This is a genomic window from Pseudomonas sp. S3_C06, assembly GCF_054667675.1.
In genome coordinates this window covers 2,120,018-2,134,088 of sequence record NZ_CP162747.1, presented here as the reverse complement: position 1 = coordinate 2,134,088, position 14,071 = coordinate 2,120,018, and the positions used below count along the sequence as shown (strand labels likewise).

Here is a 14,071-nt window from a genome sequence, read left to right as displayed (position 1 = left end):
CTGCCTGAATTTGTCCATTAGGAGTGAAAACAAGGTATGAGCACCATCGAAGAGCGCGTCAAGAAAATCGTTGCCGAGCAACTGGGTGTTAAAGAAGAAGAAGTGGTCAACACCGCTTCCTTCGTAGAAGACCTGGGTGCCGACTCCCTTGACACCGTTGAGCTGGTGATGGCTCTGGAAGAGGAATTCGAGACCGAAATCCCTGACGAAGAAGCTGAGAAGATCACTACTGTACAAGCTGCAATCGACTACGTTACTAGCCACCAGGCGTAATAGTTTGTAATCGTTGTTTGCTGTCATGGAAAAACCGCACTGCCATCATGGCGTGCGGTTTTTTCTTTAGGCCTGATGCAAAATCGTCATTTGAAAAAGGAGAGTGCTGTGTCGCGTAGACGCGTCGTAGTCACCGGTATGGGTATGTTGTCGCCACTGGGCACGGATGTGCCGAGCAGTTGGCAGGGCATTCTGGCTGGCCGCAGTGGCATTGGTCTGATCGAACACACCGACCTTTCTGCCTATTCCACCCGCTTTGGCGGCTCGGTAAAGGGCTTCAATGTCGAGGAATACCTGTCGGTCAAGGAAGCGCGCAAGCTCGACCTGTTCATTCAGTACGGTCTCGCTGCCGGCTTTCAAGCCGTGCGCAATGCCGGTCTGGAAGTCACCGACGCCAACCGTGAACGCATTGGCGTGGCCATGGGTTCGGGGATCGGCGGTCTGACCAACATCGAAGAAACCAGCCGTACCCTGCATGAGACGGGCCCGCGTCGAATTTCGCCATTCTTCGTGCCAGGCTCGATCATCAATATGATTTCCGGTTTCCTGTCCATCCACCTGGGAGCACAGGGACCTAACTACGCCATCGCCACCGCGTGTACCACCGGTACGCACTGCATCGGCATGGCGGCGCGCAACATCATGTACGACGAAGCCGACGTGATGATTGCCGGCGGTGCCGAAATGGCCGCGTGCGGTCTGGGCATGGGCGGCTTCGGTGCGTCCCGTGCGCTGTCGACCCGCAACGATGAGCCGACTCGCGCCAGCCGTCCGTGGGACAAGGGCCGTGACGGTTTCGTCTTGTCCGACGGTGCCGGCGCACTGGTTCTCGAAGAGCTGGAACACGCCAAGGCACGCGGTGCGACCATCTACGCCGAGCTGATCGGCTTCGGTACCAGCGGCGATGCGTTCCACATGACCTCGCCTCCTGCCGACGGCGCCGGTGCTGCACGCTGCATCACCAATGCGTTGCGCGATGCGAAGATCAACGTCGATCAAGTGCAGTACATCAACGCCCACGGTACTTCGACCCCGGCCGGCGACCTCGCCGAAGCCAACGCGATCAAGTCGGTGTTCGGTGAGCACGCCTACAAGCTGGCAGTCAGCTCGACCAAGTCGATGACCGGTCACCTGTTGGGTGCTGCGGGCGCGGTCGAAGCGATCTTCAGCGTGCTGGCGATCAACAGTCAGGTTGCACCGCCGACCATCAACCTCGATGAGCCGGACGAAGGCTGCGATCTCGATTTCGTGCCGCACACTGCGCGCAACATGGACATCGATGTCGTGCTGTCCAACTCCTTCGGGTTTGGCGGCACCAACGGCACTCTGGCGTTCCGTCGGTTCGCAGGCTGATGGACTGCTGGGTCGACGGTCAACCGGCTGACGCTCTGTCGCTGAAAGATCGCGGCCTGGCTTACGGCGATGGTCTGTTCGAGACCATCGCCGTGCGTGGCGGCCAGCCGATCCTGCTGGATCGACACCTGACGCGCCTGGCCGATGGCTGCTCGCGTCTGGCCATCGCGGCGGATATCGAACTGATCCGCCATGAGCTGCTGAACTACGCGGCAGCGATGGGCGAGGGCGTGCTCAAACTCATCCTCACTCGTGGCGACGGTTTGCGTGGTTATGCTGCCGATCCGGCGGCGCCGGGCCGACGCATTCTGCAAGGCAATCCTCCTGCGGCTTATCCTGCGGTTCATGCTGAACAAGGCGTTCGCCTGTTCCCGTGCAGCACACGCCTGGCGAAACAGCCATTACTCGCTGGACTCAAACACCTCAATCGCCTTGAACAGGTTCTCGCCCGTGCCGAATGGCAGGACAGCGAGCACGCCGAGGGCTTGATGCTCGATCAGGCCGGTCGCGTCATTGAAGGGGTATTCAGCAACCTGTTCGTCGTGCGCGACGGCGTGTTGATTACGCCTGATCTGAAACGCTGCGGTGTCGCCGGTGTGATGCGCGCCGAAATATTGTTTCAGGCCGAGTCACTGGCCATCCCCACGCAGATCGCCGACATCAGCCTCGAACAGCTGCAATGGGCCGATGAAGTGTTTGTCTGCAACAGCGTGTATGGCGTCTGGCCGGTACGCGCCTGTGCTGCACTGAGCTGGCCGGTTGGCCCGCTCACCCGTAAACTGCAAACCATTGCCCGCGCCCTATTGGATGCCTGATTTTGAGACGTAAACTTTTGCTGCTGCTGGAAACCGGACTGGTTCTGGCAGGGCTGTTGATGGGCGCCAGCGCCTGGAAGATTCACAGTGCACTGGAACAGCCTCTGAACATCACGCAGGAAGAACTGCTGGATGTGCCGAAAGGCTCTACACCAACCCGGACTTTCCTTTCACTCGAAACGGATGGCGTCATCAAGGACGCGTTCTGGCTGCGGGTGTATTGGCGCTTCAACCTCGCTGGCACGCCGATCCACAGCGGTGAATACCGCATGCAGCCAGGCATGACCGTTAACGGTCTGATCGACTTGTGGAAGCGTGGCGATGTGGTTCAGTACAGCCTGACCCTGGTTGAAGGCTGGAACTTCCATCAAGTGCGCGCGGCGTTGGCCAAGGATGACAAGGTCGAGCAGACCCTGAACGGTTTGAGCGACAGCGACGTCATGGCGAAGATTGGTCATAAAGGGTTGTTCCCGGAAGGCCGTTTCTTCCCCGATACCTACCGCTTCGTGCGTGGCATGTCTGATGCCGAGTTGCTGAGGAAAGCCTTTGACCGCCTCGATGAAGTTCTGGCGAAAGAATGGGAAAGTCGTTCCTCCGATGTGCCGTACACCGAACCTTATCAAGCGCTGATCATGGCTTCGCTGGTCGAGAAGGAAACCGGTGTGCCGCAGGAGCGCGGGCAGATCGCCGGTGTCTTCGTGCGTCGCATGGCCTTGGGGATGCAGTTGCAGACCGATCCGACCGTCATCTATGGCCTGGGCGATCGCTACACCGGCAAGTTGACCCGCGCACACCTGAAGGAGCCGACGGCGTATAACACCTACGTGATTCCCGGCTTGCCACCGACGCCGATTGCGATGGTCGGTCGGGAGGCGATTCACGCAGCGCTGAATCCGGTCGAAGGTACCAGCCTGTACTTCGTAGCACGTGGCGACGGCAGCCATGTCTTCTCTGATGATCTCGATGCGCATAACAATGCAGTGCGTGAGTATCAGCTCAAGCGCCGCGCGGATTACCGTTCCAGCCCAGCGCCGGCGGTAGCGCCTGAAGCGGCTCCGGCGACGGAAGAAGCGATTCCAGGTGCATCACCGGATACGGCGCCGGAAGCGTTGCCGCAGGTTCCAGCTCAGGAGCCTGCGCCGACCCCGGCACCGGAAGCCGCCGCCCCACAAAACACGCAATGACTTTGATTAAGGACTGCCTGTGACTGGCTTGTTTATTACGCTGGAAGGCCCGGAAGGCGCCGGCAAAAGCACCAACCGCGAATACCTCGCCGAGCGCCTGCGCGCCGCCGGTATCGAAGTGGTACTGACTCGTGAGCCCGGTGGTACGCCGCTGGCCGAGCGAATCCGTGACGTGCTGCTGGCCCCGGCCGACGAAGTCATGAACCCGGATGCCGAGCTGTTGCTGGTGTTCGCTGCACGCGCCCAGCACCTGGCCGAAGTGATTCGCCCGGCGCTGGCCCGTGGTGCGGTGGTGCTGTGCGATCGCTTCACCGATTCGACTTATGCCTATCAGGGCGGTGGTCGCGGTTTGTCGCTGGAGCGTATCGCCACGCTGGAAACCTTTGTACAGGGTGACCTGCGACCGGACCTGACGCTGATTTTCGATCTGCCGGTGGAAATCGGCCTGGCCCGCGCCAGTGCCCGTGGTCGTCTGGACCGTTTCGAGCTGGAAGGTCGGGCGTTTTTCGAGGCTGTGCGTAGTGCCTTCCTCAAGCGTGCTGAAGCGGATCCTGCGCGTTATGTGCGCATCGATGCCGGTCAGCCATTGGTCAAGGTTCAACAATCGCTGGATACCCTGATTCCGAATTTGCTGGAGCTGGCCCGTGGCTGAGGCCTACCCGTGGCAGGACAGCCTCTGGCAGCAACTGGCCGGGCGTAAGCAGCACGCGCACGCCTATCTGCTCCACGGCCCGGCAGGCATCGGCAAGCGCGCGTTGGCCGAACGGTTGATGGCCAGCCTGCTTTGTCAGCGGCCGACGCCGGACGCGTGCGGCGAGTGCAAATCCTGCCTGCTGCTCAAGGCCGGTAGTCACCCGGATAATTACATCCTCGAACCTGAAGAAGCCGACAAGGCCATCAAGGTTGATCAGGTGCGCGATCTGGTCAGCTTCGTGGTGCAGACCGCGCAACTGGGCGGGCGCAAAGTGGTGCTGATCGAGCCGGTCGAGGCGATGAATATCAACGCTGCCAACGCCTTGCTGAAAAGCCTTGAAGAACCGTCCGGCGATACGGTTTTGCTGTTGGTCAGCCATCAGACCAGCCGTTTGCTGCCGACGATCAAGAGCCGCTGCGTGCAGCAGGCCTGTCCATTGCCGGGCGAGGCGATGAGCTTGCAATGGCTGGCTCAGGCTTTGCCGGATTGCTCCGAAGACGAACGTGTCGAACTGCTGACGCTGGCCGCCGGATCGCCGCTGATGGCGGTCAGTCTGCAGTCTCAGGGCGTGCGCGAGCAGCGTGCGCAAGTGGTCGAAGGCGTTAAGAAGTTGCTCAAACAGCAGCAATCGCCGACGCAACTGGCCGAAGAATGGAAAAGCATTCCGATGCTGCGCCTGTTCGACTGGTTCTGCGATTGGTCGAGCCTGATCCTGCGTTATCAATTGACGCAGGATGAAGCGGGTCTTGGTTTGACCGACATGCGTAAAGTCGTGCAGTACCTGGCGCAGAAAAGTGCGCAAGGCAAAGTACTCGAGATTCAGGACTGGATCCTCGCCCAGCGCCAGAAAGTCATGAGCAAGGCCAACCTCAATCCGGCGCTGTTGCTTGAAGCATTGTTGGTGCAATGGGCGGGATTGCCTGGTCAAAGATAAGAATGTGTACCTAGACTCTGAGCATCAGCAGTGGAGGTGAGCATGAATGAATCTGTCAGCCCGGGCCCGCGCAACGGTATTTTGTCTCTGACCATCAAAGACAAGTCGGTGCTTTACGCCGCTTACATGCCGTTCATCAAGAACGGTGGCTTGTTCATCCCGACCAACAAGAGCTACAAGTTGGGCGACGAGGTGTTCATGCTGCTCAACCTGATGGACGAGGCCGAGAAGATTCCGGTTGCCGGCAGAGTCACCTGGATCACTCCCAAAGGTGCGCAAGGCAACCGCGCCGCCGGTGTCGGCGTGCAGTTCAACGATGGTGACAACACCGCGCGCAGTCGCATCGAAACCCATCTGGCCGGAGCCCTCAAGTCCGACCGTCCCACTCATACGATGTAAGTAGCCGTCTTTTTATGCTCGTAGATTCCCATTGTCACCTTGATCGCCTCGACCTCGCCGCCCATGACGGTTCGCTGGATGCCGCACTTGATGCAGCCCGGCAGCGCGGAGTAGGGCACTTCCTGTGCATCGGCGTCAGCGCCGACAACGCCGCCGACGTCAAAGCCCTGGCTGAGCGTTATGACGACGTTGATTGTTCGGTTGGCGTGCATCCGCTGGATGTACAGCCGGGCGCTGCGCCTGCGCTGGGTTGGCTGTTGCATGAACTCAATCACCCGAAAGTGGTGGCGATCGGTGAAACCGGTCTGGACTATCACTACGAGCCCGAAGCCGCCGAATTGCAGCAGGAGTCGTTCCGCTTGCACCTGCAAGCGGCGCAGCAGACCGGCAAACCGGTGATCATCCACACCCGTGGCGCCCGTGCCGACACCCTTGAATTGCTGCGCGAAGCGGCGTTGCCTCAGGCCGGTGTACTGCATTGTTTCACCGAAGACTGGGACATGGCCAAAGCGGCACTGGACATGGGTTATTACATTTCCCTGTCGGGTATCGTCACCTTCCGCAATGCCGATGCGTTGCGTGATGTCGCGAGCAAAGTCCCGGCGGATCGCCTGCTGGTGGAAACCGACTCGCCGTATCTGGCGCCGATTCCTTATCGCGGCAAGCCTAACCTGCCGCAGTACGTGCGCGAAGTGGCGGAATTCCTGGCGATGCTGCGCGGTGAGAGCTACGAACGCTTTGCCGAGCAGACCACCGAGAACTTCAAGCGGCTGTTCCCGCTGGCGAGTGTTAAATCTGCCCTGTAAGCGCTAGCCAAATCGCAGGCAAAAAAAACCCGGGTTCTGGGGGGTGAATCCGGGTTAAGACCATTAGGAGTAAAACAAAGGCACGCGGTCCCTTGGTACCTTTATCGGCGCGACACTTGGGGGAGATGTCGCCCGACAGTTCAAGTATTGATCAGTCTGGCGTGCAGTCCAGTTAGCCGGTCGGGGTTTTTAAACAAATTTGGAATACGTTCGCTTCAGTTGAGTTCTCATTGCGCCCAAAACGTTCTCAAAATGAACAAGAAACACAGATATGGTCGGATGATCCGTGCATTTTTGCGCAAGTTAGGCATAATACGCGGCTTCGAATTTTGACCCTTCAGACCTTTCTTATGCACAAAGAACCTCGTAAGGTCCGTGAGTTTCGTCGCCGCGAGCAAGAAATTCTCGATACCGCGCTCAAGCTGTTCCTCGACCAAGGTGAAGACAGTGTCACCGTCGAGATGATTGCTGATGCCGTGGGTATCGGCAAAGGCACGATCTACAAGCACTTCAAATCCAAGGCCGAGATCTATCTGCGCCTGATGCTCGATTACGAGCGCGATTTGAACGAGCTGCTGCATTCGGCCGATGTCGACAAGGACAAGGAAGCGCTGTCCCGCGCCTACTTCGAATTCCGCATGCGCGACCCGCAGCGTTATCGACTGTTCGACCGCCTCGAAGAGAAGGTGGTCAAGGGCAATCAGGTGCCGGAAATGGTCGAGGAGCTGCACAAGATCCGTGCCTCGAACTTCGAACGCCTGACCCTGCTGATCAAGGGCCGCATCAGCGAGGGCAAGCTCGAAGACGTGCCGCCGTACTTCCACTACTGCGCGTCCTGGGCGCTGGTGCACGGCGCTGTGGCGCTGTATCACTCGCCGTTCTGGAGCAATGTGCTGGAAGATCAGGAAGGTTTCTTCCAGTTTCTGATGGACATCGGTGTGCGCATGGGCAACAAGCGCAAGCGCGATCCGGAAACTCCAAGCAGCTGAACCATTCAGTTGCCTTATTGCGCCATGATTTCGCTACATGACGCAGTACCGCAGGAATATACTCAGGCATAGGGCTTGCTAAAACTTGATTTGTGAGTCAAGTTTTAGCGGCTCGAAATTCTTTCGCCGGAGTGATCATGATCGTTGACCGTCAAGGCAGGCGTTTTCGCAATTTGCGGATCAGTCTGACTTCAGCCTGCAATTACGCGTGTACCTACTGCGTGCCCAACGGCAAGCGGTTAGTGGCTGCGCAGGATGAATTGTCGGCCGAAGCCATGGCGCGTGGCGTGGCGTATCTGATCGAAGCCGCCGGCATCGAGCGGCTGCGCATTACCGGCGGCGAGCCGCTGGTCAGTCCCAAACTTGAATCGTTCATGACCGCCGTCGGCAAGATGGGCCTGGACGACATCAGCCTGACCACCAACGGTCAACTCCTCGCGAAAAAACTGCCGCTGCTGGTGGATGCCGGTCTGCGCCGGATCAACGTGTCCCTCGATACCCTCGACGCCGGCGCGTTCCGCAGCATCGCCCGAGGCGGCGATCTGGCCACTGTGCTCGATGGCATGGATCAGGCGAAAGCGGCGGGGATGAAGATCAAGGTCAATATGGTGCCATTGCGCGGGCAGAACCTTGATCAAGTCATGCCGCTGCTCGATTACTGCCTGGAACGCGGATACGAACTGCGCTTCATCGAGTTGATGCGCATGGGACATCTGGCCAAGGACAACAATGCGTTCCTGCAACAATTTGTCAGCCTGCAGCAGTTGCTGGAGCTGATTGGCGAACGCTACGAGTACGCGCAAACCGATGCCCCCGTAGATGCCACCGCCGTGCGCTATGCGATTCCCGGCCTGGGCAACTTTGGTGTGATCGCCAACGAAAGCGTACCGTTCTGCCGGACATGCTCACGGTTGCGCCTGTCGTCGACCGGTTGGCTGCATGGCTGCCTGTCGTCGAGCAACCGCCACTATGTCGGCGATCTGCTCGACAAGCCGCGCCATCAGGCCTTGCCGGCGCTCCAGCGTTTGCTGGTCAAGGCGTTGGGCGACAAGCAGGAAGTGGCGTTCTCTGGCGGCGCAACAGTCATGAAAATCATCGGCGGCTAATACCTCTTTTCGCGAGCAGGCTCGCTCCCACAGGGTTTTTCGCAATCCTGTGGGAGCGAGCCTGCTCGCGAAAGCCATCCATCATTCGACAAAGATCCCGAGCTGGCGCAAAAGCTGCATCCAACGGCCATTCGCCGGTTTTCCGTCACCGGCCTCTGGAGGAATAGGGATGCGTAGCCTGGTTTTGCTGCTGGCCGTTTTGGCGCTTGGCGGCTGTATGACTGTCAGCGATATGGCCGAAGGCACTCGCTACCAGATGAGCGACGCGGGCTTGCTGGATCACAGCGACAGCCGTCGGGTGAACAATTTCCGCATTCAGCCGGACTCGTTCATCTACATCGCGCAAGGCGCGTTCGCGCCGCCGGGTGGTTCCTACCCGCGCCCCAACGTCGTGGCCGAAGAAGCCTTCAAAGGTTTCGTCGAATACTTCCCGATGGTCCGCCGTGCCCGTGCGCCGGAAGGTCTCGATCAGGCGATGGGCGAAGCTCGTGACGCCGGCGCGCACTATCTGCTGTACACGCGTTTCGCCAAGGCTGACGACCGCATCGGCAACTCCGACGAATGGCTTGATGAAGAGGCGGTGGATCGTCTCGGCATCGACGGCGGCGTGATTCAGATCATGTTGATCGAGACCAGCACCCAGTATTTGATTGATACTGCACGGATCAAGAGTCGTGGCGGTTTACTGACGTTCCACGACAGCAAGCCCGAAGACCTGATCGGCCCGCCGCTGGCACAGTACGCGCGCAGCCTGTTGGGAGTCGGCGACCAATAATTCAAGGAGAACGCCATGAGTGGGCCGCAAAAAGCCAATGACCTGTTGGGACAGATCCCCAAAACCAAAGGCTTGCCGCCGGTGCACTTGTGGAACCCGGAGTTCTGCGGCGATATCGACATGCGCATCGCCCGCGACGGCACCTGGTATTACCTGGGCACGCCGATCGGGCGCAAGCCGATGGTCAAGCTGTTCTCGACGATCATGCGCCGCGATGGCGATGACTATTTCCTGATCACACCGGTCGAGAAGGTCGGGATCAAGGTTGACGATGCGCCGTTCGTGGCGATTGCGGTCGAGGTTGAAGGCGAAGGGGAGGCGCAGCTGTTGCGCTTCACCACCAACGTCGATGAAACCGCCGAGGCCGGGCCTGAGCATCCGATCCGTGTCGAGATCGATCCGACAACGCAAGAGCCGGCGCCTTACGTGCATGTGCGTACCAACCTTGAAGCGCTGATTCATCGCAATGTGTTCTATCAACTGGTGGAACTGGCGGTGAGTCGCGAAATCGATGGCCAGCGCTGGCTGGGGGTGTGGAGCGGCGGCGAGTTCTTCCGCATCGGCCTCGAACCCTGAGACACACAACCCCCCTGTAGGAGTGAGCCTGCTCGCGATAGCGGTGGATCAGTCAATCCTTGTGGTGACTGACACTCCGCAATCGCGAGCAGGCTCACTCCTACAGGGGATTGTCGTTGACAGCTAATCATATGATGATTAGCTTGATCACCCATTGCGATCCGCTTTGAGGTGTTCATGTCCAGCAGCTTTCACGCATCCACGGTCGACTGGCTGGGCAGCTGGATCGCCGCTGGCCAGGTCAAACCGGGGCAGACCATCAAGGTCGAGGCCGATCTGGGCGAACAGCTCGGCGTCAGCCGCACGGTCATCCGCGAGGCAATCAAAACCCTCGTCGCCAAAGGCATGCTCGAAGTCGGGCCGAAGGTCGGCACCCGCGTGCTGCCGGTACGGCGCTGGAACCTGTTCGATCCGCAAGTGGTCGGTTGGCTGTCGCGCAACGGGCTGCCGGAAAATTTCGTCGATGACTTGCTCGACCTGCGCCGCACCATCGAACCGATGGCGGTGCGCTGGGCCTGTGAGCGCGCGACCCTGAAACAGATTGAAGCGGTGCAACTGGCCTACAACGCCCTTGAGCGTGCGGTCGACAGCGGCACCGATTACAACCGCGCCGATCAGGTCTTCCACGAATGCATCCTCGCCGCCAGCCACAATCAATTCATCGAACAAATGGTCCCGGCGCTCGGTGCGTTGCTCGCGGTGTCATTTGAAGTTTCTGCGGCCGACCCGGATGAACTGCGCCGCACTTTGCCGATTCACAAGGACATGGCCGACGCCATCGCCGCCCGGGATTCCGCGCGCGGCGTGTGGGCGTGCATGACCCTGATCGATAACGCCGACCTGGCGATCAAACGTTTCTACCCGAAAGTCATGGCCGAAAAAAAAGCCGGTTAATACAAATTTCCCTTTGGGAGCGAGCCTGCTCGCGAAGGCGGTGTATCAGGCAACTCATGCATCGACTGACACGACGCTTTCGCGAGCAGGCTCGCTCCCACATTAAATAACAACAAGATCCGAGGAGTTGATATGCCGTGGACCGCCCTGACCCAACACCGCGCCCAGCTCGGTGAAGGCCCGTTCTGGGACGCGCCGACCCAGGCGTTGTACTGGGTCGACATTGCCGGCAAACAGGCCCTGCGTCTGATCGGCCAGAACGTGCAGATCTGGCAAATGCCCGAGCATGTCTCCGCGTTCATCCCCTGCGCCAGCGGCGATGCACTGGTGACGCTGAGCAGCGGCGTCTATCGCCTCGATCTCGACTCGCCCGGTCTCGAACCGCGCCTGACGCTATTCTGCGTCGCCGATCCGCAACCCGGCAATCGCCCCAACGAAGCGCGCTGCGATGGCCAGGGTCGTTTGTGGCTCGGCACTATGCAAAACAACATCGGCGAGCAGGGCGAAGACCTGCCGATCACCCGTCGTTCCGGTGGCCTGTTTCGGATCGATCCGGATAAACGCGTCACCCCCTTACTGCGTAATCTGGGAATTCCCAACACGCTGCTGTGGAGCGATGACGGCACCACACTGCTGTTCGGCGACAGTCTCGACAGCACGCTCCATCGCTATTTCATCCACACCGACGGCAATCTCGATGTTGCACAAGTCTGGTACGGCCCCGATCAGCAGGGTGGCCCGGACGGCTCGGCAATGGACGCCGAAGGCTACATCTGGAATGCCCGTTGGGACGGCAGTTGCCTGCTGCGATTAACGCCTGAAGGCAACGTCGATCGCAAAATTGATCTGCCTGTCAGTCGCCCGACCAGTTGTGTGTTCGGTGGGGAAGACCTGAAAACCCTGTTCATCACCAGCGCCAAAAGCCCCCACAATCACCCACTGGATGGTGCGGTGCTGTCGATGCGCGTGGAGGTTGCAGGAAAACGCTGTACGCGCTTTGCGGATTAAATCCCAAAATATGGGATGCAAAATTATATATTGAGATTATTTGGCGGTCGGGTTTATAGTCGGCTGCAGCAGTAACACGCACTCACACTTAAAAAGAACAAAACAGGTGAAGTGATGCAGCGAATGTCTATCGCACTCCCGTGTGGAGTCCGCGTCTCGCAACGGCCCGAAGCCGTCGGCCGCGCCTGCCTGTTTCGTTCAAATCGCCTTCCAGACCGGACATCGGCAGATGCCCGGTTTTTTTGTGCCTGCGAAACAGGAGTCCTGATCCATGGCTGAACCCCTTTCCCTGCCGCCGGTGCCCGCGCCGCCGAAGGGCGAGCGTCTGAAAAACAAGGTCGTGCTGCTGACCGGTGCTGCGCAAGGCATCGGGGAAGCCATTGTTGCGGCGTTCGCCTCACAGCAAGCGAAACTGGTCATCAGTGATATCCAGGCCGAGAAGGTCGAACAGGTTGCTGCGCACTGGCGTGAACGGGGCTTTGATGTGCAGGCGCTGAAGGCAGATGTCTCGCGTCAGCACGATCTGCACGCCATGGCCAAACGCGCCGTTGAGCTGCACGGGCGCATCGACGTGCTGGTCAATTGCGCCGGGGTCAACGTGTTCTGCGATCCTTTGCAAATGACGGAAGAAGACTGGCATCGCTGCTTCGCCATCGATCTGGACGGTGCGTGGTTCGGCTGCAAAGCGGTGTTGCCGCAAATGATCGAGCAGGGCGTCGGCAGCATCATCAACATCGCCTCGACCCATTCCAGCCACATCATTCCCGGATGCTTCCCATACCCGGTGGCCAAACACGGTTTGCTCGGTCTGACTCGCGCACTCGGCATCGAATACGCGGCGAAAGGCATTCGCGTCAACGCCATCGCACCGGGCTACATTGAAACGCAACTGAACGTCGACTACTGGAACGGTTTCGCCGACCCGCACGCCGAGCGTCAGCGCGCTTTTGATCTGCACCCGCCGAAGCGCATCGGTCAGCCGCTTGAAGTGGCGATGACCGCGGTATTTCTGGCCAGTGATGAGGCGCCGTTCATCAATGCTTCATGCATCACCATCGATGGTGGGCGCTCGGTGATGTACCACGACTGAGCGAAGGGCTTTTCACACGGACAGGTCCGTTTGAAATCCAATCATCATACGATATGACTATTTTCAACAGGCTTTGCAGGAAATTGCTTTAACGCTTTTCAAACATTGCTCAAAAAAAATAACAAGGAGTCAGCTTATGAAACGTCGTTTCGGGATTCGTACCCTGTGCAGTACCGCCCTGGCGGTCACCGCGTTCAGCCTGAGCAGTGCGCTGCTCGCTGCCGACACCGTGAAAATCGGTTTCCTGGTCAAGCAGGCGGAAGAGCCGTGGTTCCAGACCGAGTGGGCTTTCGCCGAGAAAGCCGCCAAGGACAAGGGCTTCGAACTGATCAAGATCGCCGTGCCGGACGGCGAGAAAACCTTGTCGGCCATCGACAGCCTCGCCGCCAATGGCGCCAAGGGCTTTGTGATCTGCCCGCCGGATGTCTCGCTCGGCCCGGCGATCATGGCCAAAGCCAAACTCAATGACCTCAAAGTGATTGCCGTCGACGACCGCTTCGTCGACGCCAACGGCAAATTCATGGAAGACGTGCCGTACCTCGGCATGGCCGCGTTCGAAGTCGGCCAGAAGCAGGGTAACGCCATGGTCGCCGAGGCGAAAAAACGCAACTGGGACTGGAAAGACACCTACGCGGTGGTCAACACCTACAACGAACTCGACACCGGCAAGAAGCGCACCGACGGCTCGGTGAAGTCCCTTGAAGACGCCGGCATGCCGAAAGACCACATCCTCTTCGCCGCGCTGAAAACCCTCGACGTACCGGGCAGCATGGACGCCACCAACTCGGCGTTGGTGAAGCTGCCAAGCGCGGCGAAAAACCTGATCATCGGCGGCATGAACGACAACACTGTGCTCGGCGGCGTACGCGCCACCGAAGCCGCCGGTTTTGCCGCGGCCAACGTGATCGGTATCGGCATCAACGGCACCGACGCCATCGGCGAATTGAAAAAGCCTAACAGCGGCTTCTTCGGTTCGATGCTGCCAAGCCCGCACATCGAAGGCTACAAGACCGCCGAGATGATGTACGAGTGGGTGACCACCGGCAAAGAGCCGCCGAAGTACACCGCGATGGACGACGTCACCCTGATCACCCGCGAGAACTTCAAACAAGAGCTGGAAAAAATCGGCCTGTGGAACTGATGCCGCGACGGCCCGGGCAGCCGGGCCGTTTTTT

Annotated in this window: 16 protein-coding genes; all 16 read left to right on the top strand. The window is 59.3% G+C overall.

What is annotated here, in order from left to right:
- The first annotated feature begins 36 nt into the window (after positions 1–36).
- The 16 genes from acpP to AB4N44_RS09200 all read left to right on the top strand — a co-directional run bounded on the left by acpP (position 37) and on the right by AB4N44_RS09200 (position 14,037).
- Complete coding sequence (gene acpP, locus AB4N44_RS09275; protein WP_003175607.1) at positions 37–273, top strand: acyl carrier protein; 237 nt, start codon at positions 37–39, stop codon at positions 271–273.
- Positions 274–381: 108 nt separating this feature from the next.
- A complete protein-coding gene (gene fabF, locus AB4N44_RS09270; RefSeq protein ID WP_064120373.1) occupies positions 382–1,626 on the top strand; it encodes a beta-ketoacyl-ACP synthase II in 1,245 nt (414 codons plus the stop codon).
- Positions 1,626–2,441 (top strand): aminodeoxychorismate lyase, encoded by an 816-nt coding sequence (gene pabC, locus AB4N44_RS09265; RefSeq protein ID WP_460109178.1) that lies wholly within the window; start codon positions 1,626–1,628, stop codon positions 2,439–2,441. Before fabF ends, pabC begins: the two co-directional genes overlap by 1 nt.
- Positions 2,442–2,443: 2 nt before the next feature.
- Positions 2,444–3,625, top strand: a complete 1,182-nt coding sequence (gene mltG, locus AB4N44_RS09260; protein WP_316916911.1) for an endolytic transglycosylase MltG — start codon at positions 2,444–2,446, stop codon at positions 3,623–3,625.
- A 19-nt stretch (positions 3,626–3,644) separates the two neighbouring features.
- A complete protein-coding gene (gene tmk / locus AB4N44_RS09255) occupies positions 3,645–4,277 on the top strand; it encodes a dTMP kinase (protein ID WP_127929331.1) in 633 nt (210 codons plus the stop codon).
- A complete protein-coding gene (locus AB4N44_RS09250) occupies positions 4,270–5,253 on the top strand; it encodes a DNA polymerase III subunit delta' (protein ID WP_127929330.1) in 984 nt (327 codons plus the stop codon). The genes tmk and AB4N44_RS09250 overlap by 8 nt, the downstream gene beginning before the upstream one ends.
- 42 nt (positions 5,254–5,295) lie before the next feature.
- Positions 5,296–5,652, top strand: a complete 357-nt coding sequence (locus AB4N44_RS09245) for a PilZ domain-containing protein (protein ID WP_460109181.1) — start codon at positions 5,296–5,298, stop codon at positions 5,650–5,652.
- A gap of 14 nt (positions 5,653–5,666) precedes the next feature.
- On the top strand, positions 5,667–6,458 hold the full coding sequence (locus AB4N44_RS09240; RefSeq protein ID WP_460109184.1) for a TatD family hydrolase: 792 nt from the start codon (positions 5,667–5,669) through the stop codon (positions 6,456–6,458).
- A 350-nt stretch (positions 6,459–6,808) separates the two neighbouring features.
- A complete protein-coding gene (locus AB4N44_RS09235) occupies positions 6,809–7,447 on the top strand; it encodes a TetR/AcrR family transcriptional regulator (protein WP_007908276.1) in 639 nt (212 codons plus the stop codon).
- Positions 7,448–7,584: 137 nt separating this feature from the next.
- A complete protein-coding gene (locus AB4N44_RS09230) occupies positions 7,585–8,553 on the top strand; it encodes a GTP 3',8-cyclase MoaA (protein ID WP_034155348.1) in 969 nt (322 codons plus the stop codon).
- Between the two features lie 169 nt (positions 8,554–8,722).
- Complete coding sequence (locus AB4N44_RS09225) at positions 8,723–9,328, top strand: DUF4823 domain-containing protein (RefSeq protein WP_007908280.1); 606 nt, start codon at positions 8,723–8,725, stop codon at positions 9,326–9,328.
- A 15-nt stretch (positions 9,329–9,343) separates the two neighbouring features.
- The gene (locus tag AB4N44_RS09220; protein WP_426619343.1) at positions 9,344–9,904 is read left to right on the top strand and encodes a DUF1285 domain-containing protein; all 561 of its coding nucleotides are present in this window, start codon (positions 9,344–9,346) and stop codon (positions 9,902–9,904) included.
- Positions 9,905–10,081: 177 nt separating this feature from the next.
- Positions 10,082–10,798: a FadR/GntR family transcriptional regulator gene (locus tag AB4N44_RS09215; RefSeq protein ID WP_460109187.1), complete on the top strand. Its 717-nt coding sequence runs from the start codon at positions 10,082–10,084 to the stop codon at positions 10,796–10,798.
- Between the two features lie 132 nt (positions 10,799–10,930).
- Entirely contained in the window at positions 10,931–11,806 is an 876-nt protein-coding gene (locus AB4N44_RS09210) for an SMP-30/gluconolactonase/LRE family protein (RefSeq protein WP_460109189.1), read from the top strand.
- Positions 11,807–12,077: 271 nt separating this feature from the next.
- Positions 12,078–12,896: an SDR family oxidoreductase gene (locus tag AB4N44_RS09205; RefSeq protein WP_160041407.1), complete on the top strand. Its 819-nt coding sequence runs from the start codon at positions 12,078–12,080 to the stop codon at positions 12,894–12,896.
- 136 nt (positions 12,897–13,032) lie between these two features.
- On the top strand, positions 13,033–14,037 hold the full coding sequence (locus tag AB4N44_RS09200; protein ID WP_064120360.1) for a substrate-binding domain-containing protein: 1,005 nt from the start codon (positions 13,033–13,035) through the stop codon (positions 14,035–14,037).
- The last annotated feature ends 34 nt before the right edge of the window (positions 14,038–14,071 follow it).